General features: G+C 38.8%; 15 protein-coding genes, 1 pseudogene and 1 CRISPR repeat array. Of the genes and pseudogenes, 13 read left to right on the top strand and 3 right to left on the bottom strand.

Features of this window, described 5'->3' with window-relative positions; translation table 11 throughout:
* Window positions 1–108: 108 nt before the first annotated feature.
* A pseudogene (locus H6G18_RS08665) lies at window positions 109–1,329 on the top strand (FAD-dependent oxidoreductase); the annotation flags it as partial.
* 81 nt (window positions 1,330–1,410) lie between these two features.
* Here H6G18_RS08665 and H6G18_RS08670 read toward each other — a convergent pair.
* Window positions 1,411–2,277 carry a WYL domain-containing protein gene (locus H6G18_RS08670; protein WP_190406693.1) on the bottom strand — a complete coding sequence of 289 codons (867 nt, stop codon included), beginning with the start codon at window positions 2,275–2,277 and terminating at the stop codon, window positions 1,411–1,413.
* 99 nt (window positions 2,278–2,376) lie between these two features.
* Here H6G18_RS08670 and cas3 point away from each other — a divergent pair, with 99 nt between their 5' ends.
* From cas3 to H6G18_RS08730, 12 genes are all read left to right on the top strand, one after another.
* Window positions 2,377–4,593, top strand: a complete 2,217-nt coding sequence (gene cas3 / locus H6G18_RS08675) for a type I-D CRISPR-associated helicase Cas3' (RefSeq protein WP_190406694.1) — start codon at window positions 2,377–2,379, stop codon at window positions 4,591–4,593.
* A gap of 274 nt (window positions 4,594–4,867) precedes the next feature.
* Window positions 4,868–5,113, top strand: a complete 246-nt coding sequence (locus H6G18_RS08680) for a hypothetical protein (RefSeq protein ID WP_190406695.1) — start codon at window positions 4,868–4,870, stop codon at window positions 5,111–5,113.
* A 13-nt stretch (window positions 5,114–5,126) separates the two neighbouring features.
* Entirely contained in the window at window positions 5,127–6,146 is a 1,020-nt protein-coding gene (locus tag H6G18_RS08685; protein ID WP_190406696.1) for a PDDEXK nuclease domain-containing protein, read from the top strand.
* Between the two features lie 64 nt (window positions 6,147–6,210).
* The gene (gene cas10d / locus H6G18_RS08690; RefSeq protein ID WP_190406697.1) at window positions 6,211–9,690 is read left to right on the top strand and encodes a type I-D CRISPR-associated protein Cas10d/Csc3; all 3,480 of its coding nucleotides are present in this window, start codon (window positions 6,211–6,213) and stop codon (window positions 9,688–9,690) included.
* A gap of 90 nt (window positions 9,691–9,780) precedes the next feature.
* Window positions 9,781–10,815: a type I-D CRISPR-associated protein Cas7/Csc2 gene (gene cas7d / locus H6G18_RS08695; RefSeq protein WP_190406698.1), complete on the top strand. Its 1,035-nt coding sequence runs from the start codon at window positions 9,781–9,783 to the stop codon at window positions 10,813–10,815.
* Complete coding sequence (cas5d, locus tag H6G18_RS08700; protein ID WP_190406699.1) at window positions 10,815–11,522, top strand: type I-D CRISPR-associated protein Cas5/Csc1; 708 nt, start codon at window positions 10,815–10,817, stop codon at window positions 11,520–11,522. Before cas7d ends, cas5d begins: the two co-directional genes overlap by 1 nt.
* A gap of 20 nt (window positions 11,523–11,542) precedes the next feature.
* Entirely contained in the window at window positions 11,543–12,154 is a 612-nt protein-coding gene (locus tag H6G18_RS08705; RefSeq protein WP_190406700.1) for a 2OG-Fe(II) oxygenase, read from the top strand.
* A gap of 38 nt (window positions 12,155–12,192) precedes the next feature.
* Complete coding sequence (gene cas6 / locus H6G18_RS08710; protein WP_190406701.1) at window positions 12,193–13,020, top strand: CRISPR-associated endoribonuclease Cas6; 828 nt, start codon at window positions 12,193–12,195, stop codon at window positions 13,018–13,020.
* A 38-nt stretch (window positions 13,021–13,058) separates the two neighbouring features.
* Complete coding sequence (gene cas4, locus H6G18_RS08715) at window positions 13,059–13,649, top strand: CRISPR-associated protein Cas4 (protein WP_190406702.1); 591 nt, start codon at window positions 13,059–13,061, stop codon at window positions 13,647–13,649.
* A 79-nt stretch (window positions 13,650–13,728) separates the two neighbouring features.
* A complete protein-coding gene (gene cas1d, locus H6G18_RS08720) occupies window positions 13,729–14,730 on the top strand; it encodes a type I-D CRISPR-associated endonuclease Cas1d (RefSeq protein ID WP_190406703.1) in 1,002 nt (333 codons plus the stop codon).
* Between the two features lie 40 nt (window positions 14,731–14,770).
* Window positions 14,771–15,043: a CRISPR-associated endonuclease Cas2 gene (cas2, locus tag H6G18_RS08725; protein ID WP_190406704.1), complete on the top strand. Its 273-nt coding sequence runs from the start codon at window positions 14,771–14,773 to the stop codon at window positions 15,041–15,043.
* 256 nt (window positions 15,044–15,299) lie between these two features.
* Window positions 15,300–17,648: a CRISPR direct-repeat array (repeat unit 37 nt; unit sequence GTTTCTATTAACATTAATCCCTATCAGGGATTGAAAC).
* A 142-nt stretch (window positions 17,649–17,790) separates the two neighbouring features.
* Window positions 17,791–19,737, top strand: coding sequence for an ATP-binding protein (locus H6G18_RS08730; RefSeq protein ID WP_190406705.1), 1,947 nt, complete (start codon window positions 17,791–17,793; stop codon window positions 19,735–19,737).
* Window positions 19,738–19,816: 79 nt separating this feature from the next.
* Here H6G18_RS08730 and H6G18_RS08735 read toward each other — a convergent pair whose 3' ends face one another.
* Together H6G18_RS08735 and hslO are read right to left on the bottom strand one after the other, a co-directional pair.
* Window positions 19,817–21,871 carry a chromosome segregation ATPase gene (locus tag H6G18_RS08735; RefSeq protein ID WP_190406706.1) on the bottom strand — a complete coding sequence of 685 codons (2,055 nt, stop codon included), beginning with the start codon at window positions 21,869–21,871 and terminating at the stop codon, window positions 19,817–19,819.
* A gap of 152 nt (window positions 21,872–22,023) precedes the next feature.
* Window positions 22,024–22,929 (bottom strand): Hsp33 family molecular chaperone HslO, encoded by a 906-nt coding sequence (gene hslO / locus H6G18_RS08740; protein ID WP_190406707.1) that lies wholly within the window; start codon window positions 22,927–22,929, stop codon window positions 22,024–22,026.
* Window positions 22,930–22,997: the final 68 nt, after the last annotated feature.

The raw sequence follows: 22,997 nt of genomic DNA on the forward strand, positions 1-22,997 counted from the left end.
AGGTAGACATGACAAGTCCCAATTCATTGAGGAGCCGTGTGAATTGAAAGATTCAGGCACGGTTCTGAAGACGAGTCAAAAAGGCGACTTTTTGGCTTAGTTTAACCAACGACTGAAGTAGAGAACTTTCCGGGGTTTCCCCAAGGGATTACTGGGCCGGAATTAATGGACAGGATGAAGGCTCAGGCGGAACGCTGGGGGGCTGAGTTATATACTGAAGATGTTATATCAGTTGATTTAAGTCAGCGTCCATTTACTGTACGCTCAGAGGAACGAGAAGTTAAGGCACACACTATTATTATTGCTACTGGTGCAACTGCCAAGCGTTTGGGTTTACCTAGTGAGCATCAATTCTGGAGTCGGGGGATTTCTGCTTGTGCAATCTGCGATGGTGCAACCCCAATTTTCCACGGTGCAGAGTTAGCTGTGATTGGGGCTGGTGACTCGGCGGCGGAAGAGTCGATTTATTTAACTAAGTACGGCTCGAAGGTTAATTTGTTGGTGCGTTCTGAAAAGATGCGGGCTTCTAAAGCGATGCAAGACCGCGTTTTGAGTAACCCCAAAATCCAAGTGCATTGGAATACAGAAGTAGTCGATGTGTTTGGTAATGGTTTTATGGAAGGGGTGAAAGTCCGCAATAACCAGACTGGGGAAGAAACCAAAGTACACGCCAAGGGTTTATTCTACGCCATTGGTCACAAGCCCAACACCTCGTTATTTCAGGGACAACTAGAACTGGATGAAGTTGGCTATGTTGTAACTCAACATGGTTCACCAGAAACCAGCGTAGAGGGTGTGTTTGCGGCGGGTGACGTACAAGACCATGAGTATCGCCAAGCAATTACGGCGGCGGGTAGTGGCTGTGCGGCGGCGCTGTTAGCAGAACGGTGGTTGTCTGCAAATGCGTTGATTCAAGAGTTCCATCAACAGCAAACTATCAACAATGAGTTAGAAACTCAACCAGTAGCACAAAAAACCGAAGCTGAACAAGAAGCGGGATTTGAATTGAGTGCAACTCGCCATGCTGGTGGTTATGCTTTACGGAAATTATTCCATGAAAGCGATCGCCTACTCATTGTCAAATACGTCGCCCCTGGTTGTGGCCCTTGCCATACCCTGAAACCGATATTAAATAAAGTAGTCGATGAATTTGACGGTAAAATCCACTTTGTGGAAATTGACATCGACCAAGACCGGGATATTGCGGAAAATGCTGGTGTCACTGGAACACCAACAGTCCAGTTTTTCAAAGATAAAGAACTGGTAAAAGAAGTTAAAGGTGTGAAGCAAAAGAGTGAATATCGCCAGTTGATTGAAACTAATATTTAGGGATGGGGGAAGATGCTTCCCCATCTCTTGTCTAGGAACTAATAATCAATACTATTCTTAAACTACCTCTACCCTCCAAGATTAGCTCTTGGTTTCAATGTCATACAACTGACATAGGGTGAGGAGTTTTTGTTTGAGGCGATCGCGCACATTCTCCGGTGATACAATCACACAATCTGGTGCATACTGCATAACTTCGCGGTTAAACCAAAAGGTACTGGAAACACCTCTAACTACTCGCCGTACACGTTGTCTGTCAGGTAGCCATTCATTAGTCTTATCTTCTGGTTTGGCTTGGTAGGCAAAAGCTAAACCAGAAAATAGGTGCATTTCGACATCAATTTCATCTAATTGAGTACGCCATTCACCGTCAACTTGGGAGACTGCGGCATCAAGTATGCGGTCTAAACGAAAACACCAGTTATGTGTAAGTTCTGGGATATCCAAGTTTCCTGTTGTCTCCTCACACCAGCAATCAAGATACTCTCGCTTTTCATGGGGAGTGATTTTAGCATAGCGAATTGTAAAATTAGATACTCGTTCTGCTGCATCTTGATAGGAAAGTTGAAAGGGTTGTTGACGGAGAATATAGCGGTCTATTTGCACCCGCCAAGCTGGGAGTGTGTTCCCTAGTAAGGCTTGAATTTCGTTCCGTAGTGGGGTTGATAGTTCACCTCGTTCTAGTAATAATTCAGCAATAATTTCTGCTTGTTCAATTTGTCCAATATCGGTTAAAGCACCAATACACCGATGTAAGGCGCGGATACGTGATTCTTGCCAATCATTATTTTTACCAATAATTAGCTGACGTTGGGCGATCGCCTTGATGAGTTTGGAGATATTGGGATCATCTCCCCACATCATACCGAACTCACGGGCGATCGCTTCTAGTTCGGCTTTATCTCGTTCTGTTACCGACAGGGTTATAGACTGACCTTTACGACTCATGAAAATACACGGACACTTTTATACAGATAAATATTGCCAATCTCTATTTTGCGTGTCAATATAGTTTTTAACAACCAGTTACGGACACTATTTAAGTTTATGTCCGAAAGTTACAAAATCACTCTCAAGCCTGTTTATTCGCAAACAGTCCCCACACCTGATGGGGTGCAAATACCTAAAGATTGGTCACTATCTTGGCATCAAGCCGCTACCTTAGAAGCACTACGCAATCCCAATATTGACGTAATATTCAACACTGCGATGACTGGCGATGGTAAAAGTCTCGCCGGATACCTAGATATTTTGCAAAGACACTCTCCAGTTTTAGGGCTATATCCCACAAACGAACTCGCTAGAGATCAAGAAAAACAAATTAGAGGATACATTGAAAAATTTCAGCCTGAACATAAACCGCGTGTTAATCGATTAAGTGGGCAAGAATTAGAAATTTATGCTGAAGAAGAAAACTTGAAAAAAGGAGTAGCTTTAGAAACTCGCGCTGGGCAATCTGAAATTTTGCTTACCAATCCTGATATTTTTCATTATCTACATTATGGTGCATATTTACTATATAAAGATAATCCAGATAAACTCTGGAATAGAATAGATAAGCGTTTCAATGTCATTCTTTTTGATGAATTTCATGTGTTCAAAGCACCACAAATTGCAAGCGTAATTAACACAATGCTTTTGATTCGTCGCACTAATAGGCGTAAAAAGTTTTTATTCCTTTCTGCTACCCCAAATACCCAATTAATTGAAAGGCTTAAATTAGCAGATTTTCGCTGTCATGAAATTAATCCACTTAAAGAGAATAAATATCATTTTCCTGATACTCTTACTGAATCCAAGCATCTAAAAACTTCAGATTGGCGAAAAGTTGTAGGGGAAATATCATTGCATTTTTTCGGTTTAGAATCTACACCTAAAGCTTCTGAAACTTGGTTAAAAGATAATGCAGCGTTGATTTTAGATCATTTACAAAAGTATCCAGGTAGCAAAGGCGCAATTATTCTTAATTCTATTGCTGCTGTGAAACGATTAAAGGATTTTTTTACACCTTTTTTCCAGCCGTATAATTTCACAGTTGAAGAAAATACTGGTTTATCTGGGAAAAAAACTAAAGAAGAATCCCTAGATGCTGATTTAGTTTTGGGAACTAGCACTATTGATGTGGGTGTTGATTTCAAAATCAATTTCTTGTTTTTTGAATCAGCAGACGCAGGTAATTTTATCCAGCGTTTAGGCAGACTGGGACGACATGATGGTTATGAACGTGACGGACAGCAGATTAATTTTACTAACTTTACTGCTTATGCACTTGTCCCTGAATTTTTGGTGAAAAGGCTTTTTGAAAAAGATGAGAAGGATGAAGCACCACTATTGAAGTCAGGCGAAGTTTATGAACGTCCATTTTTTCATGATCAAATTAGGGATAAATACCGCAAAATTAATGATTTTACAGGCTATTACTTTAAATGGGGTGTTGTTCAATCTATGCGACTGGTTCGACAGTTGGGACATCCTAATATTAAACAGCAATATGCAGCAGGTAGTCAGGAAGCACTAAAGAAAGATTGTGAGATAGTTTTCAGCACTGACAAAAGAAAAGCCAGTCTTAAAGCAGCGTTTGTCCGTAGCAAGGAATGGGAAGAAAAATGGCACGAACTTTCACGAACAGATAAGGGAAATCCTATTTTAGAAGAGGCTGTGAGTTTTCGGGGTAAGAGTCCTTTACTGTGTGGAATTTACGACACTACTGAGAAAAATGAGGTGGATAAGTTCAAAACTTACGATTTACCAGGAATTCTCAGCAACTTGGAAATTGAACCGATGAAGGGGACAGAATTTGAACGACTGCGACAAGCAACAGCAGAACGCACAGATACAACTATTCCCAAAGGCAGATTTAAAAACTGTCTAGGATTTATGAAATTACTTCGCTATCGAGAAGAAAGACTAGATTGGAAATTTACTTATCCTGGGGACTTGAAACCCTTTGCTGATACTTGGGATGTGCAGGTGTTGTTAGGTATTCAGGTTTGGCAACCTGCAAACTATTGGATTAGTGAAATTAACAAGCAATTGAAGAAACAGGCATTAGTTAGTTATCTGCTGCCTTTTCCCTTAGAGAGAGTACGTCAGCAAGGACGATTGCCAATGCACTTTCAGATTTACCCAATTAGTGACCAATATAGTGTTTTAGATAATACACCACCATACTGCATTGCCTTCGGGCAGTCTGCACTATTGCTAGATACCTTGACACATTGGTTTAAGAGTAAAGGGGATGAGATATGGATAACGCCATGTTGAGATCCCTAATAGGGATTCGCTGCTTTGTCAGCAGGGTGGGTTCAGTATCAGTGAATTATGAGTCTGTGTTTCAATCCCTAAGAAGGGATTATTTAAAGACCCCACCATTATAAGGTAGCACGAAAGAGGCATTCACAGTTGAATTTATTTATGGTTACAGAATCATTATTCACCGATATATTGTTAAAGAGTGCTTTTACGATGAAAATCAATGGTCTGAGGAAAAATAGTATGCTAGGCTCTAAAGTAATCCTTTAAACCAGGAAACACTTAGATGCAAAGCCAAAACTCTGACCCCTTAGACCAACTCCGTTATGCCATCAATGATCTGATTGATCGCATTAAAGCGCAGCAGCAGCACAATCTCATTCAAGATAATCGACTCTCAGAGCATGACCGTAGAATTGAGGAAACTGAGGAATCAATCCAATTGTTATGCAGAAAAGTTGCTCAATTCGACTATCTAATTGGTAGAAATCAGGAACTAGAAGAAAAAAACAATTTTTACTGTAGAGATTGAAATATTGTCAATTATGAGTAATTCCATTTCTGACGATTACAGAAATCTACTTATGGAAGTACAACAACGGATTCGTTCAGCCCAGTACGAAGCATTAAAGGCAGTTAATCGGGAAATGATTAACCTGTATTGGGATATTGGGCAAATGATTGTTATCAAACAACAGGATGCTAGTTGGGGTAAATCAGTAGTAGAACAGCTAGCAAAAGACTTACAAGCAGAGTTTCCTGGTATTAGTGGGTTTTCTGTTCGAAATATCTGGAATATGCGGAATTTTTACGTCACATATAGCCAAAAAGAAAAACTGCAACCAATGGTTGCAGAAATTGGATGGACTCACAATTTGGTCATTTTAGAAAAATGCAAAGATGACTTAGAACGAGAATTTTACATTAGAATGACTCGGAAGTTTGGCTGGACAAAAAACGTTTTAATTCACCAAATTGAAAATCAAACTTATGAAAAAACTCTGCTAAATCAAACTAATTTTGATCAAAGTATTTCAGCAGAGATCCGTAACCAATTAAAGTTAGCAGTTAAAGATGAATATACTTTTGATTTTTTGGAATTAGCAGATGAACACAGCGAACGACAGCTAGAAGAGTCAATTTTAGCAAAAGTTCAACCTTTCTTACAAGAAATGGGTGGAATATTTGCCTTTATTGGTAGCCAATATCGTTTAGAAGTTGATGATGAAGAATATTTTATAGATATCCTATTATATCATCGCCGTTTAAAGTGTTTGGTGGCAATAGAATTAAAAATTGGTAAGTTTTTACCTGAATATATTGGCAAAATGCAGTTTTATTTAGCTGTTTTAGATAATACGGTAAAGCTACCAGAAGAAAATCCTTCTATTGGCATTATTCTTTGTAAATCCAAACAGAGAACTATTGTTGAATATGCACTAAAGGAATCTAATAAACCAATTGGTGTTGCAACTTACCAAATAGTTTCTAAAGTACCAAAAGAATTAAAAAATCAGCTTCCAGATCCAGAACAAGTTGCTAGATTGCTAGAAGGATTTGAATGAATCTTGACGATTATCGATAATGCTGGAGAACTCAAATCTTATTTAATTTCATTTAATAAAGAAGATGGCTAAAAAAAGTAAGAAATCAGATGAATATCAACAACTATCACTCTTAGAAGCAGAAACAGAAAATGATTCAACCGCCGAAATATCAGATGATGATTGGATGTCTGGAGATGATTCTGACTTTCAAGAAACATCTAATCTAAAAGTCGAAACACAAACAGCAGAACTCTTAACTCTCAAGTTACTTCAAGATGCAATTAAATCAGAAAATGACGATGATTTAATTATGCAGGAATTTAGTGATTACGTTTTACCCAATCTTTTACGGGTAGCAGTTGGAGTGACAGCAAAAGGTGGAAAATTTTTTGATTATCTTGATAAAAAGAGAGAAAAGGAGATAGAAAATTTCCACAAAAATAATTTAGGAAAAAGTCACAAAATAAAAGAGCCAAAAAAACTTGATCGAAGAAATGCAGGCGATCAATCTTTGAATACTCATTTACTCAATGGGTTACTACCAGCTAATTTAATAGAACGTTGTCTAAATAAGCTTGATACCACTGCAAAAAGGGTAATTCAAGAACAAGAAAGGCGCTTATTAATTGCTGGGTTTATTTTACATGATTTTGAAAAGTTTGATTATCGGCTATTTCCTAAAATGCCAGATAATTATAAAGCAATTAGCCAAGATAAAGAACAAGACATTCGCAAGTTATCTGTAGATGCCCACCGCGAAATTATAGATGTTATAGTCTGTGAATTAGCTCTTGATAAATTTGTTAGTCCTGATGAACCAACAGCATGGCAAGAATATCGAGATGATTTGTTATTTATTGCTTACAATGCCCAGCGCCGAAATGATACAAATCTCAATGTTTCTGAGCATGGTTTACAACCAATAATTGATGATTATATTCTGATATGTCTTGCTGATTTAACTTGTTTAGCTGATTTACTTTCCTCAGTTATTAAACATCCTCAAGATGCAGAACACCAGACATTAAATGGAATTCTCCACAGCCTCAGTGATGGACAATTAAAGTTTACCTATCACAGCATTGCTGAGAATCGTGGTGTTTTAACTAATGTGGTGAATAATGCTTTAATTCAGGCTCATACTAGTCTCAATACTGATGAGCATACCTACTATGAACCTTTGTTATATCTGCCAACAGGCGTAATTTACTTAGCTTCGCGCAATGCTCTAGCTATCTCGCCGGAAGATTTACCAGACCGTGTAGTTAACAGTATTAAATCGCTTTGTGCAGGTCAATTACGCCTCAGACAAACAGGATTTGGTAGAGATGGCAAAGGCATGAAATATGCCGAATATTACAACTTATTTTTTGATGATATAGGCTTGATGAAAGTAGCCTTAGATGCTACATTACGCATCTTAAACCCTAATAAAGCCTCTGTTGCTAAAAGTCGCAGTGACAATCTGAATAAGTTTCAGCAACAAAATGTTTTATCTGCTGATTATGACTTCACATTTGAAGATGATATCCGCATTGATCAAATAGCAGAGTTTGGTGATTTAGTTAGCCGAAAGATTTGGAAAGAGACAGTTAATCGCATTGATTCTGCTCGTAAAAAAGATAAAAAGCTGCCAGCAGTTCCCGATTTTGATTTAACTCATAAAGTTGCAGAATTTTGGAATTTAGCAGAATGTTTACCCCAAATTAGAGAAATTCAACGTATTAATGAAAGTCTGAAAGAAAATAAGTTAAAGGGAAATACGGGAGGAGTACCTTATGAATGGTATTATCTGGCAGCTAAGTATTTAGAACATCATCCAGGAATTGAAGATGTACGCGAAGCTTGTCAGCAAGTCATTGACTATTTGTCAACCTTAATTTCTCCGATAATTTCTCAGTATCAATTACCTGATGGTTGGGATGATTTAAGGCTTTGGGTAAAACGAGTTGTCATGTTACCAGGCACTAATCAAGAGTCATCTGTTAAAACTCAAGTTGAAACATTTCTAAATGAGTTAGACAATTACAATGCTGCGAAAAAAGCAGGGCGAGGGAAACAATTAATCTGCTCAATTTCTCATTCTGCTTACACGGTTACTGAGCAAATGGAATCAGCAGTTTTATTTACCCCTCAAGTTTATACAAACAAGCAAATGTTAGGAGGTTCCAACGCTAAACGCAATATCTCCAGTATTGCAGGTGTGGAGATGATGCTGAGGCAAATCTTGATGAATCAAACTCAAGCTGTAGGTAAGCGATTTGAAGATGGAAAATATCGCTATCTCTATTTTTATCCTACTTATTACTTTACTCCAGAGACTAACAAGTTTTTGCAAAAAGCATACAACGGCATTGCTCAAACTCGCTTTGATACCAGCGTTCGTAATCATTTTATCAGTAAAGATTTACAGGCTGATTTGGGGCGTGATCGCTACCAAAGTGTAGATAGTTTCTTAATCGATGAAAACCTCCAACGTGACAAGGATCGCACCTTTAAACTTTCCTATCCTGAAGACCAGCCTTTAACATTTTACTTCATGGCACTCCCGCCAGGAAGAGACAGCACCGATACAGAATCTTGGGTAATGCCAACTTGGTTAGCGTTTGCTTTCCCGATGATTTTAGATGTTAAAACTGTAGTTTCTGAGTCACCGATTCCACCTTTTAATGATGGGGCTGAATTTGAGGAAAGCGTTTTCCTTGATAGTGCGCCTCATGCTTTCCGTTCTTTAGTAAGGCGCGATCGCTTCCGTCTTGACTACATCCTCGAAGGTTGGAATGAAAACGGCATCCAATACCCAGCACCTTTAAATGTGCTTACCGCCGCTTACGCCATTCATTTAGATGTGAATGCTAGGCAAGGTAAGTCTGGTTACGATGCCAACTGGGGGAGATTTACAGAACTGGCTAAAGATTTTGAAACCAGTCCATTGTACGTTTTTTCTTATCTCAATCGCTGGGTGCGTAACCAAAAAGTTGATACTGCAAGCTTGAGTAAAATCAAGCTTTATGCTCACCACTTTTACCCTTGTTTTGACCCTTATGTTAAATATGATTTTCAACTGGAGAAGTGGACTATGACAGAAGAATCACACTTGCATCATCCTAAAATATTAACTGACCTTTACCGTAAATTTTACCGAGCAAAATCTAGTAAAGGAAAACCAATCAAGTCTAATGCTATCTTGAAACCAATTGATGAGGCTGCTGAGACTATTATCAAAGCCGATAAAAATTTTTTTCACGGTGAAGTATTAGTTGATGCTGTAGCTGCAAAAATTTTCAAACTGATGGAGCGAGTGCGTAACTCCACAGCAGAGGGACGTTGGGTTATTGTCCATCGTGATGAAGAAAGAGAGGCGATTTTAGATTTTTCACGACACTTTGTAGTAGAAGTATTTGAGAAAGCATTTGCAGGCGATCGCGCTCGTTTAGCTGGCCGTCAACTGAATCTAATCAAAGATACTTGCGAGTTTTTATATCGCTTAGAGAATGATAAAGAACGCCATGATAAAGGTAATAAACCTGATAATGACATACAAGATGAAAATGAAGATTAAACTTTCTAGGCTATTTTAGCCTCTAGAAAAAATGATTCTGCATACAAAACAATCAAGCAATTCTTTCATGTATTTAAATTGGGGAAAAATATGTCACTTTTGAAAACTGTTGAAAGCAAATTTTTTCAATCCGAAATCCCCTATAAACCAATGGGTAAGTATGTTCATTTCCTGAGTATTCGTATTACAGAATCTTATCCTTTGTTTCAAACAGATTCAGAACTTAATAAAGCACGGGTAAGAGCCGGAATCAAAGATAAAACTACAATTAGTCGTTTATCAATGTTCAAACGTAAGCAATCAACACCAGAACGTTTAGTAGGTCGAGAATTACTAAGAAACTATGGTTTAATGACTGCTGAAGAATGTGAGTATAACGTAGCTTTTGCAATGGATAATCCTGATTGCATTATTTACGGGTTTGCTATTGGTGATTCTGGCTCTGAAAAATCCAAGGTTGTGGTAGATACGGCATTTTCAATTACATCTTTTGATGAATCACATGAAACCTTTACTCTCAATGCTCCCTATGAAAATGGCACAATGGCTGCAAAAGGAGAAAAAAAATCAGATGGTAAACTAGATGGTGAAATAGGTACAGTAACAGCCAGAATTAACCAACAAGATCATATCCTGCCGCAAGTTTTCTTTCCTAGTATTGTCACCTTGAAAGACCCCACTGAAGCTAGCTTCCTTTACGTTTTTAATAACATTCTGCGAACTCGTCATTATGGAGCGCAAACCACCCGTACAGGCCGCGTGAGAAATGAGTTAATTGGTGTTGTATTTGCGGACGGAGAAATTACTAGTAACTTGCGTTGGACTCAGGCAATATATGACCAAATGAAATCTAATAATACTTTAAATGCTCCCGATCCACTAGATGAAGATGATGTAATCACTGCTGCAAAAAACGCTATTGAGGCATTAATGGCTGATGAGTTTATTGTTCACACAGATTTCATTGGTGATGCTTTTGTATCCCTAATTAATGAAGTTAAAACTTTAACAGGAAGTGAGAAAGGAATTCAAGCAATTTTACAAAAAGCTGATGCAGAAGCTAAAGATTATGCCAAGAAGCATATTAGCAAGAAGAAAACTACTGCTAAAGCGGAGAAAGAGTAATGGTGTTTATTTATCGCTGTCAAATAGAACTACATGACAGCCTTTATTTCGCAACTCGTGAAATCGGGCGATTGTATGAAACAGAGCCAATAATCCACAATTACGCTCTCTGTTATGCACTGGGTTTAGTTGATAGCCAAATCTACTCTACTACCGTTGCTGAAGAACATTCGTACCGTTATTTTCGTCCTGAACAAGTACCCAAATATGAGGAGCATTTAACGCCACTTAATCAACAGGGAATTTATGTTACTCCTGCATTAGCTATTAGTTATTCTGCTATTCTCAATACATGGAAGTATGCTAACAATAACTATCATGTGGAGATGGAGAAAACGCAGAAAAACATCCCTAGTTTTGGGAGAACCAAAGAAATAGCACCAGAAAGTCAATTTGAGTTTTTTGTGATTTCTCAAAAAGAACTCAAATTACCAAAATGGCTTCGCTTGGGTAAGTGGATGAGTAAAGCTGAGTTAACAGTTGAGCAATTACCTAAACCTCAAAATGCTGAAGGTTTATTCACCTGCAAACATCCCTTAAATCCTTTAGATGTCATGTTCACCAATCAAGTGATTAGCTACGATGTGGTAAATATGCCTCCAGTTAGTTTAATTCAGAATGTGCAAATGCGAGGGCAATATTACCAATTTACTGAGATGAAAGACATAAAAATTCCGGCTCGAATGGCTTATCATTTTCGTAGTTAATTATTACTGTGCGATCGCCTGTGAAACACTATCAGCAACAACCAAACGCCTTCCCCAGCGAATACTTGAACAACCTGTGGGGAGAAATCCAAGCTTGTCCTTACTTTGCTATCAACAACCTCAACCGTGATTTTGTGGGTACGAAAGGATTTTCGGTGGTGTTTAGGCGATCGCATATCTCCACGGTAGAGCAAAAATTCCCCTACTTCCAGTCTTACCTAGATTTGGCTCTCCAACCTGAATGTAACGCTTTTTACCTCAATCCCTTACTACTAAAGGAAGGTTCTCGCGTCGATCCACACATAGATCGCTCTCTGCGTTCCTACTGCAAAACTATTGAACCACCGATGTTTGTTAGTGTTCTTTATGTGCGTGTACCAGAAAATATGGAAGGGGGAGAACTGGTACTCAAGTCGCACAAACGCCAACTGGGACAAATTAAGCCACAGACGAATACTTTACTCCACTTTCAAGGTGATTTAACACACTCGGTTAATGCCGTAAAAACACCAGGAAATCGCCTAAGTTTGGTTTGCGAACAGTATAGTTTAAGTGACGAAGAACTTGCAGACATCCCAGAGTTTACCATCGAGTCGAGAGTTTTTCAGTCCACAAGCAAAAAACGCAAGTAAATTTTTGACTTTTAACTTTTAACTTTTGACTTGATTCTATGCCCCACAGCTTAGTTCTTAACCTACTTCCCCAGTCACCCATTCCCCCGCAGTATCTCACAGGCAGACATCTCCACGCCCTATTTTTAACATTAGTTAGTTCTGTAGATCGAGAATTAGGCGATCGCCTCCACGATTCCGACGCAGATAAAGCCTTCACCCTTTCACCTCTGCAAATTGCTTTTACTAGGGGGAGTAAGGGATCACAACTGCAATACTTCCATCAACAACAAATTTCCGCCGGAACTCCTTGTTGGTGGCGTATCTCTCTATTAGATGACACCCTTTTTAGCCAACTTACTCAACTGTGGCTAAATCTCAACCCCGATCATCCTTGGCATCTTGGCCCGGCTAACCTATATATTACAAGCATTCAAGGCACACCCCAATCTACCCAACCTTGGGCAAATGCTACTACTTACGCTCAATTATATGAGCAAGCCAGCGAGAGCGATCGCACTTTTAACTTTAGCTTCGCCACACCCACAGCCTTCCGCCAGGGAAAGTTTGACACAACCCTCCCTACTAGAGAATGTGTATTTAATTCCCTCCTTTCTCGTTGGCATAAATATAGTGGTATAGAATTTTCTCAAATTGCCATAGAATCAATTTTCCCTTCATTTCTTAATATTCACACAGAAATATTAGCCGATTCCCGTAGTAAATTTATCGGCATTCTTGGACAGGTAAATTATCGAATTTTAGGTGATGTAGAACCAATCCAAATTAAACAAATCAATGCTTTGGCTAACTTTGCTTTATATGCAGGTGTAGGACGTAAAACTACAATGGGTATGGGAATGATGCGCCGACTATATTCTACGTGAGAGAAAAGGTAAAACTTTTAATTTTTGACTATTAACTTATGAATACCGAATACATTTCTATTGCGGCATTAAATCAATATGCCTATTGTTCCCATCGTTGTTGGCGGATGTTTTGCGCAGGTGAATTTATTAATAATGAATATACCATAGAAGGCACATCTTTACACGATCGCGTCCACACTACCAGCGAAAATCAGCGAGAAGAAACCTGGCAAGTTCGAGCAATTTGGTTGAAGTCAGATAAGTACAAACTTATCGGTAAATCAGATTTAATTGAAGCCGCAGACGGTCAATTTTATCCAGTAGAATATAAGCGAGGACGTAAAGGTGAATGGGATAATGATGAGTTGCAAGTTTGCGCTCAAGCCTTATGTTTGGAAGAAATGACAGGGCAAAATATTACTACTGGATATATCTATTATGCCCATTCCCATCAACGGCAATTAGTAGAGATAAATCAAGAATTAAGAGAAAGTGCGATCGCTACAATTAAAGCAGTCACAAATTTAATCACAACAGGCATAATGCCTACACCAATTTATAGCAAACGCTGTCAAGGATGTAGTCTTAATTCTCAATGTTTACCTAAGGCTACTGATAGAGTTAGAACTTACCAAGAAGCTAATTAATGGTGTTGTCTAGATACCCGACCTCTTAAAGAAGTCGGGGATATAAATAAATCAAAAGTTTTTAATTGTAGGTGAAATCATGGGAACTGTTTACGTTACACAGGATGATTCATTTATCAGTAAGGTTGATGAACGTATCAATGTTAAATTTGAAAAAAAGACAATTTTAGATGTACCTTTAATTAAAATTGATGGGTTAGTAGTGATGGGAAGGGCTAGTATTTCTCCGGCTGCTATTTTTGAACTCATCGATAAAAAAATACCTCTCACATTCCTCACAAATAACGGTAAGTATCTCGCTAGTTTAGAACCAGAAATGGGTAAAAACATTTTCGTCCGTACTGCTCAATGGAAAGCGGCTGGAGAATCACCACAAGCTATTCATGTTACCCAAGGATTTGTCAGAGGTAAACTCAAAAATTACCGTCATACTTTATTAGAAGCCCAACGCCGATATGAGGTTGATTTAAATAGTAATATTAATCAAATATCAAATGCGATCGCCTCTTTAGAAAAATCCAATTCCATCGATAGCATCAGAGGCTTTGAAGGTGCTGGTAGTGCTGCATATTTTGGTTGTTTTAATCAACTTATCCGAGTTGACAATTTCAGCTTCAATACCCGCAACCGTCGCCCACCAATAGATCCGGTTAATTCACTTTTAAGTTTAGGATATTCCTTACTACGTCACGATATTCAAGGAGCCTTAAATATTGTTGGCTTCGATCCCTATTTAGGATACTTACATACAGAGCGATACGGTAGACCCTCTCTAGCTTTAGATTTAATGGAAGAGTTTCGACCTTTAATAGTAGATGCTGTTGTTCTCACTGCAATTAATCGCCGGATGCTTTCACCAAAAGACTTTATTACTGAACCTATCAGCAATGCAGTTTCACTTACTAAAGAAGGGTTACACATCTTCTTGAGATTATATCAAGAAAAGAAACAAACTCAATTCAAGCATCCAGTCATGCAGAAGAAATACACCTATCAAGAAACATTTGCTATTCAAGCCCGCCTTCTTGCTAAATACCTACTGGGAGAAATCGAAAAATATCCACCCTTAATTATGAAGTAAATAATTCATCATTCGTAATTAAAATACTTTTTTACTCTCCATGTATTTAGTCATTTCTTACGATGTACCAGAAGATAAGCGTCGTACCAAAATTCACAAGGTTCTCAAATCTTATGGACAGTGGATGCAGTATTCTGTTTTTGAGTGTGACCTAACACCAACTCAGTATGCTAAACTGCGATCGCGTCTAGCCAAACTCATCAAACCAGAGCAAGACAGTATCCGTTTTTACTGTCTCTGTGCCTGCTGTCAAGGTAAAATTGAGCGCATCGGCGGCGAAATGCCAATGGACACCACTGTATTTTTCGCTTAACCTGTGCGTCAACCTGTAGGTGTTTGGCAAACCATCTCAAATTTTACGCCTCAAAGCTTTACTGGTTATACTTTTGAAGCCTCTTACACCACAATTGAGGTTGACGCAAACACCCCAAACCCTCGCTATAACTACTGTTCAAGCAATTTTTTCTCGTTCACTCTTGACAACTCAGTGCCTGAAAAGCTAACTTGATGTGGGGTTGACGAAACAGAACCTTGAAAAGTAAATATGGTAAGCCTTTCAAACCTGGGCCGTTTCTATTAACATTAATCCCTATCAGGGATTGAAACTAAAATATCAGAAGTAACTAACTGTATTTTACTAGTTTCTATTAACATTAATCCCTATCAGGGATTGAAACATGGCTGAAGACTTTGAATCAAAATTAACCGAGTGTTTCTATTAACATTAATCCCTATCAGGGATTGAAACTTAGTTTTCAACAAATTTCAGATAGCTGAAGAAATTGTTTCTATTAACATTAATCCCTATCAGGGATTGAAACTAGTTGATTTCTTTTAGAACCTCCGAAAAGTCTCGTTTCTATTAACATTAATCCCTATCAGGGATTGAAACGCCAGAAATAAGTTTGCCTCAATTACCAGAGTTCCAACTGTTTCTATTAACATTAATCCCTATCAGGGATTGAAACAGCATCGTAACCGATAACATTATGAAAACACCAACGTTTCTATTAACATTAATCCCTATCAGGGATTGAAACCTAGTATATATACACAAGATACAGATTTGACAGAATGTTTCTATTAACATTAATCCCTATCAGGGATTGAAACAAAGGTAGAATTTTGATATTGTAATAATCGTAAGGGTTTCTATTAACATTAATCCCTATCAGGGATTGAAACTCTTTCTTAGTCCAGATATAGATACACGTTCAGGTTTCTATTAACATTAATCCCTATCAGGGATTGAAACCCGCTTTAACAGCTTCTTCAACATCAGTAAGTTGTTTCTATTAACATTAATCCCTATCAGGGATTGAAACTCAGCACCCGTAGAAGAAAGATTTTTTGCAAGTCGTTTCTATTAACATTAATCCCTATCAGGGATTGAAACTTGATAATACAGCTTATCATTTTTAATTTTACATTGTTTCTATTAACATTAATCCCTATCAGGGATTGAAACTTCGCAGTTGTCGCTTACTGCGATTTTCTAAAAATGTTTCTATTAACATTAATCCCTATCAGGGATTGAAACAAGCACCTTAGCCCGTCCATTACCGCAAACTTTCATGTTTCTATTAACATTAATCCCTATCAGGGATTGAAACTTTTTATTCAGAAATCAACTTGATGGAAATAATTGTTTCTATTAACATTAATCCCTATCAGGGATTGAAACGTGAGACTACTGGGGATTCGTTAGGGTTCATCAAGTTTCTATTAACATTAATCCCTATCAGGGATTGAAACGCGGTATTGTGGTCTATGGTGCAAGAACTCTTAGTTTCTATTAACATTAATCCCTATCAGGGATTGAAACGTTGTAGACCCACATTTCCGCAACTCCTGTAGAAACGTTTCTATTAACATTAATCCCTATCAGGGATTGAAACCCGAGTAACCGTGAATGGTAGACGGTGGGGCAAAAGTTTCTATTAACATTAATCCCTATCAGGGATTGAAACAAGATACCCTAGTTGTTTTTATTACATATTGTAGTTTCTATTAACATTAATCCCTATCAGGGATTGAAACATCAAACATAACAATGGTTATACCACTAGGTACGTTTCTATTAACATTAATCCCTATCAGGGATTGAAACGAGTACAAGGTATCCAATATGGTATCGTGGCAACGTTTCTATTAACATTAATCCCTATCAGGGATTGAAACAGCCTAGTAATATCTGAAAACCCTACAAATAAAGGTTTCTATTAACATTAATCCCTATCAGGGATTGAAACGAGACTATTAATTCTTGGACATTTGCCGCCATGATGTTTCTATTAACATTAATCCCTATCAGGGATTGAAACAGATAACGATAATTCAACACAGCAAAACGACACCACAGAGGTTTCTATTAACATTAATCCCTATCAGGGATTGAAACAAGGGTCTGAGGCAGTACACAAGGATGTGCGACACATCACGTTTCTATTAACATTAATCCCTATCAGGGATTGAAACATTTTTTTGATTTAAATTACCTACTTAAATCATGTTTCGTTTCTATTAACATTAATCCCTATCAGGGATTGAAACAAATTCCAGAAATTGCACCTCAATTAGTTGACCAGAGTTTCTATTAACATTAATCCCTATCAGGGATTGAAACGATGCTTATGTGAATTGGGTAAATAAGTTTCCTTTAAAGTTTCTATTAACATTAATCCCTATCAGGGATTGAAACCCATTGTGGGCTACAACGTTCAATATGACCGCTCTAGAGTTTCTATTAACATTAATCCCTATCAGGGATTGAAACCTCGTTATCCCATAGTAACGGCTCCGACTTCCAGGTTTCTATTAACATTAATCCCTATCAGGGATTGAAACCCTGCGTAGCCCTGGTGTATTTTCGGATAACCTAGTTTCTATTAACATTAATCCCTATCAGGGATTGAAACTTACTTCTCATGGTTGCAATGATGTGAGATGAACAACCATCTTTATTAACACCAATAGCTATCAGGTAGTAAAACAAGTGCTATTTTGGGCATACTAAGGAGAAACTTAGATAATCTTTTGGGTTACTCATCCCTAATTGGGATGAAATGCCTAGAAGAAAGTCAATACCTTGCAGGATTCAGCAAGATGGTGTTTTTCGACAAAATTATTTCGCAACAATCTTCTCAGACTTTCCTGTGGAGTATTCTTAACAGCATTACAGATCCAATTTTTGTCAAAGATAGACAACATATTTGGGTATTTGTCAATGATGCCTTATGTAAGTTCATGGGATATGAACGTGCAGAACTAATTGGTAAATCTGACTATGATTTCTTTTGCAAAACAGAAGCAGATGTTTTTTGGAAGAGAGATGAACTGGTATTTACAACAGGCTTGACTGATGAACATGAGGAGTTAATCACAGATTGTCAAAGTGAAATTCAGATCATTTCTACCAAGAAAAGTCTATTCTTCGATGAAGTTGGTAATTCATTTTTAGTGGGTTCAATTCGGCTGATTGCTTCCAAAAATAAAATCGAAACTACTTTGCTACGTCAAACAGTAAATAAGTTAGAACAGGAAATTCATGAACGCCAAGAAACAGAGAAGCGTTTTCGCAGACATAGTAATGCTTTACAGCAACTTGTGCAAAGTGAAAAACTACAACACGATGATTTTCAAATAGCCATTCAATATGTAACTCAAGTGGCTGGTTTGGGTCTTGATGTCGAACGTGTAAGTGTTTGGTTATACACAGAAAAATGTCTAGGAATTGAATGTATTGACTTATATGAGCGTGAGAATAACTGTCACAGTCATGGTTTAAAATTATCTGTTTGCGATTTTCCTAGATATTTTCAAGCTCTAAAGGAAGAGCAAGTAATTGCAGTTGTTGATGTTCATACTGATTCTCGAACTTCAGAGTTCTCTGCAACTTATACAACCCCACTGGGAATTACTTCGATGCTTGATGCTAGGATTTGGTCTAGAGGAGAGGTGATTGGTGTAGTCTGTTGTGAACATTTGAGAACTCAGCGTCAATGGACATTAGAAGAAGAAAGTTTTATTGGCTCAATCACTGACTTTGTGCGACTGATAATTGAATCACGCGATCGCAAAATTGCAGAAGAAGCACTACGACAATCAGAAATGCAGCTTAGACAACAAACTCAAAAATTAGAAGAAGCACTATTTGAATTAAAACGCACCCAAACCCAAATGATCCAAAGTGAAAAAATGTCTTCCTTGGGACAATTGGTAGCAGGTGTTGCTCATGAAATCAATAATCCAGTAAACTTCATTTATGGCAATATTGCACCTGCTCATGATTACATTCAAGACTTACTAAATCTAATTAACCTATATCAAGAATACTATCCTGACCCATGTCCTGTGATTCAATCAAAAATTGCGGATATAGACCTAGAATTTTTGATTGCAGATTTACCTAAGCTACTTTCTTCAATGAAAATAGGCGCAGATCGCATTCGGGAAATTGTCCTTTCTCTGCGAAATTTTTCTCGCCTAGATGAAGCTGAATATAAAGCAGTTGATATTCATGAAGGAATTGATAGTACGTTATTAATTTTGGAAAATCGCCTCAAAGCAAAACCTGATTATCCAGGGATTGAAATTATTAAGAAATATGGAAATATACCTCTAGTTGAATGCTATGCAGGTCAACTTAATCAAGTGTTCATGAATATTATAACTAATGCTATCGATGCCTTAGAAGAACGGGACGAAAAATGCACTCAACAAGAAATTCAACAATTCCCAGGCGTAATTCAGATTCACACAGAAATAATTAATCAAAATCAGATTGCTATTAAAATTGCCGATAATGGTCTGGGTATACCAGAAAATATCAAACAACGTATTTTTGATCCCTTCTTTACTACAAAAGAAATTGGTAAAGGTACAGGAATGGGTATGTCAATTAGTTATCAAATTATCACCAAAAATCATCATGGAACTCTTGAATGTATTTCATCTCCAGATCAGGGTGCAGTATTTGTGATGACCATCCCTTTAAAACAGAAATAGTGTGCTAATTAACCAAGACATTTATTGCTAGTAATAAAAAAATAAACCTCCTGCAAAACTGACCAGGAGGTTGATAAAATTACTGCCCATTAATAATAGTTGCAGGCTCAAATTGCTCAGGCTGAGGCTGAGGTGCAGGATTGAGAAATTGTTGCCAAATTTTAATTTGCTCTTGCGCCGCACGATAAGCCGAACTACCACGTGGAATCAACCGAGCAGTTTCAATCGCCTTAGACATATCAGAACTGCCTTCAGAACGGGCAATATCTAATATTTGCTGACCCCATTGGTCGATAGCGATATTTGCATCCATCCGCAAGAGACTTCTATTAGATACCTGATCAGCCAACCGTATTGCTTCTACCAAAGCTTGTGAAGTACCAGCCGCCGCAACTTCCCTAGCACGGTTCCAATTTTCTCTGGCGCGAATTTGCGATCGCCAATCATCAATTATTGTCTGCGCTTCACCAGAAAGCGCCCGCCCAGAGGATGCTATTGGTTGCGCTGCATTAATAGCCGCAGATAAATCACCCCGTGCTGCAAATTCCCGCGCCTGATCCAAATAAGGTTGGTCTTGGATGCGCTGTACCCTTCCTACCCAAGTCCTAATTCTTCTGCGTGCTTCTGGATACAATGCCCGACCTTGACGAATTTGACTAGCTTCAGCGATCGCCGCTTGCAAAGAGTTAATATCACTTAACAAGGCAATTTGTTCAGCCCGTTCCAAGTAGGGTCTATCTTCAATAGTCTCAACTTGCGATTGCCAACGGTTAATATTTTGTCTCGCCTCTGAACCACGAGGATTACTAGTAGGAATCATCTGCGCTTCAGCGATCGCTCCTACTAAATCGTTGATTGTACCTTGATTAGCTAATAACTGCGCCTTTTCTAAACGGGCAACATCTTCAATTTCCAACTGCCAACGGCTAATTAACTGTTGAGCCTTATCATAGTTTGGTCGAGACGCGTTAATTTGTTGTGCTTGAGTAATTGCTGTCTCTAACCCGGCAATATTACCCAACCAAGCATTTCTTTGAGCATCAGCTAAAGCCATAAAATCTTCAACTTCCGTCTGCAATCCAGTACTTTCAGGAATTTGTCTGGCAATATCTAAAGCTGTATCTGCATCCCGTTCATCCATTTTCGCCTGTGCCAAATCCAGCATCTTGCGCCCAAATGCTGGAATTGATTCTTGAGCTTTGCGATACAAATAACTTTTTGGTTCAACAGACGCAGCCAGTTTAATTGCTTCTAGTAAGTTATCTACCACTTTACTATCAGCCAATCTTTGGGCTTTATCCAACTTGTCCACATCCTCCTTAGAAGAAGTGATGATGGCGTTGAGTTCATCGTATTTGGCACTTGCCCAATATTTATTATCTACACGCAGCAATTTAGACGCTACCATAAACGCCGATTGCCAGCGCTGTTGTCGCAGTTCCTCTTCAGCTTGTGTGTATATACCCTCAGCCTTATCCCATGTCGTCTGCCATTTAGCGATTTGCTCGTCTACCAACTTATAAGCCGAGAGGTCTTGAGGTATTTTCTGCGCTGTAGCGATCGCCTGTTCTAAATTCCCTGCCTGAAAGCTCTGGTCAGCTAACCGCAAAATTTCTTTTGACCACTCCTCTGTAAAGCGTTCAATTTCACCGTGTAGTGGGTGGTCTTGTGGCAGTTGCTTGATTAAAGCGATCGCCTGCAACAAGTCATCAACAGTTTGTTTTGAAGCTGCCAACTGAGCGCAATGTATCCGCACCGAAGCACTTGCTAAAGGCCAGAATATCGAAGGACAATTGGGTGCAGTCGGCAACTTTAATAGCATTGCCATTGCCAAAAACCCTACACCACCAGGAATGAGCGTTAATAATAAAACCCATCCCACCCAACCTTTCATCCACCGTGGCAACTTAACAAAACTCTTTTTAGTATCTTCAGTTACTTTACTTTCCCGATCTATAAGTAATCCTTCGGAATCATAAATTATTCGCTGCTTCACCGGATTAGAAGAACCAGGAGCTGGGACACCAAATGCTTGGGTGTCACCGACTTGTGGCGATCGGGATACACCGTCCATTTCATCTGGTTTTCTTCCTCTGGTTGGATGCCAACTTTCTGGGATATCCCGCTCTGTCATCTCTCACACCAAAATAGTTGAATAGCTATCTGTTTTAGAATGATAATGCTATTTTTGCCATAGTAACTTTCTCATAATTAAAAAGCTACTTGTTACATTACCTTTCCCAAAAAGAATATTAATAATTAGCAGATTCAGCGCCCTTTTATACCTTAACCCGACACAGAAGACTCAGTTTGCAAATCCATAATTAATTGAGATAGATGCTCGCTATTTGCTTGATAAACGCTCCCACAAAAATCGCAAGTCGCCTCAGCGCCATCATCTTTAACAATCATATCTTGTAATTCTGCTTCTCCCAAAATCTTTAATGCTCCTAACACGCGATCAAACGAACAACCACAATGGAAGCGCAACATTTGGCTTTCGGGAAAAATACTCAGCCCCATATCACCCAGGAGATCGTTAAAAATTTCCGGCAAAGTCTTACCAGCTTGCAACAAAGGCGTAAACCCTGACAAAGAAGCCACCCTAGATTCCAACTTTGCCACTAAGGCCTCATCCCTAGCTGCTTTCGGCAACACCTGTACCAGCAAACCACCAGCAGCCGTCACTCCAGTAGCCCCCACAAACACCCCCAAAACCAAAGCCGAAGGTGTTTGTTCAGAAGTCACGAGGTAATGAGCAACATCATCACCAATTTCCCCAGAGATTAGTTCTACGGTACTAGAGTAAGGGTAACCGTAACCAATATCTCTCACAACATAGAGATAGCCATTACCGACGGCACCACCCACATCGAGCTTACCCTTAGCATTGGGAGGTAGTTCTATCTGTGAATTTCCCACATAACCGCGTACTGTGCCATCCAAGCCAGCATCTACCAAAATACCACCCAAAGGCCCATCACCCTTAACTCGGACGTTAACCCTAGAACCAACTCGTTTCATACTAGAAGCCATCAACAAGCCAGCCGCCATCGTCCGTCCCAGAGCAGCCGTAGCTACATAAGAAAGCTGGTGACGCTGCCGTGCTTCTTCCGTCAAGCGTGTGGTAATCACACCCACCGCACGAATACCGCCATCGGCTGCGGTGGCGCGAATTAATTGATCCGCCATGAAGAACCTTACCAAATAATAATTTCTTAACAAATGCCCTGGCTGTTAAGCTAGAGGCACAAAACGTT

Source organism: Anabaena subtropica FACHB-260, assembly GCF_014697105.1.
Lineage (GTDB): Bacteria > Cyanobacteriota > Cyanobacteriia > Cyanobacteriales > Nostocaceae > Trichormus > Trichormus subtropicus.

Bases quoted from the DNA above. Each gene is read 5' to 3' on its own strand.
- H6G18_RS08670 (WP_190406693.1), bottom strand. From the start codon at position 2,277: ATGAGTCGTAAAGGTCAGTCTATAACCCTGTCGGTAACAGAACGAGAT.
- cas3 (WP_190406694.1), top strand. From the start codon at position 2,377: ATGTCCGAAAGTTACAAAATCACTCTCAAGCCTGTTTATTCGCAAACA.
- H6G18_RS08680 (WP_190406695.1), top strand. From the start codon at position 4,868: ATGCAAAGCCAAAACTCTGACCCCTTAGACCAACTCCGTTATGCCATC.
- H6G18_RS08685 (WP_190406696.1), top strand. From the start codon at position 5,127: ATGAGTAATTCCATTTCTGACGATTACAGAAATCTACTTATGGAAGTA.
- cas10d (WP_190406697.1), top strand. From the start codon at position 6,211: ATGGCTAAAAAAAGTAAGAAATCAGATGAATATCAACAACTATCACTC.
- cas7d (WP_190406698.1), top strand. From the start codon at position 9,781: ATGTCACTTTTGAAAACTGTTGAAAGCAAATTTTTTCAATCCGAAATC.
- cas5d (WP_190406699.1), top strand. From the start codon at position 10,815: ATGGTGTTTATTTATCGCTGTCAAATAGAACTACATGACAGCCTTTAT.
- cas6 (WP_190406701.1), top strand. From the start codon at position 12,193: ATGCCCCACAGCTTAGTTCTTAACCTACTTCCCCAGTCACCCATTCCC.
- cas4 (WP_190406702.1), top strand. From the start codon at position 13,059: ATGAATACCGAATACATTTCTATTGCGGCATTAAATCAATATGCCTAT.
- cas1d (WP_190406703.1), top strand. From the start codon at position 13,729: ATGGGAACTGTTTACGTTACACAGGATGATTCATTTATCAGTAAGGTT.
- cas2 (WP_190406704.1), top strand. From the start codon at position 14,771: ATGTATTTAGTCATTTCTTACGATGTACCAGAAGATAAGCGTCGTACC.
- H6G18_RS08730 (WP_190406705.1), top strand. From the start codon at position 17,791: ATGAAATGCCTAGAAGAAAGTCAATACCTTGCAGGATTCAGCAAGATG.
- H6G18_RS08735 (WP_190406706.1), bottom strand. From the start codon at position 21,871: ATGACAGAGCGGGATATCCCAGAAAGTTGGCATCCAACCAGAGGAAGA.
- hslO (WP_190406707.1), bottom strand. From the start codon at position 22,929: ATGGCGGATCAATTAATTCGCGCCACCGCAGCCGATGGCGGTATTCGT.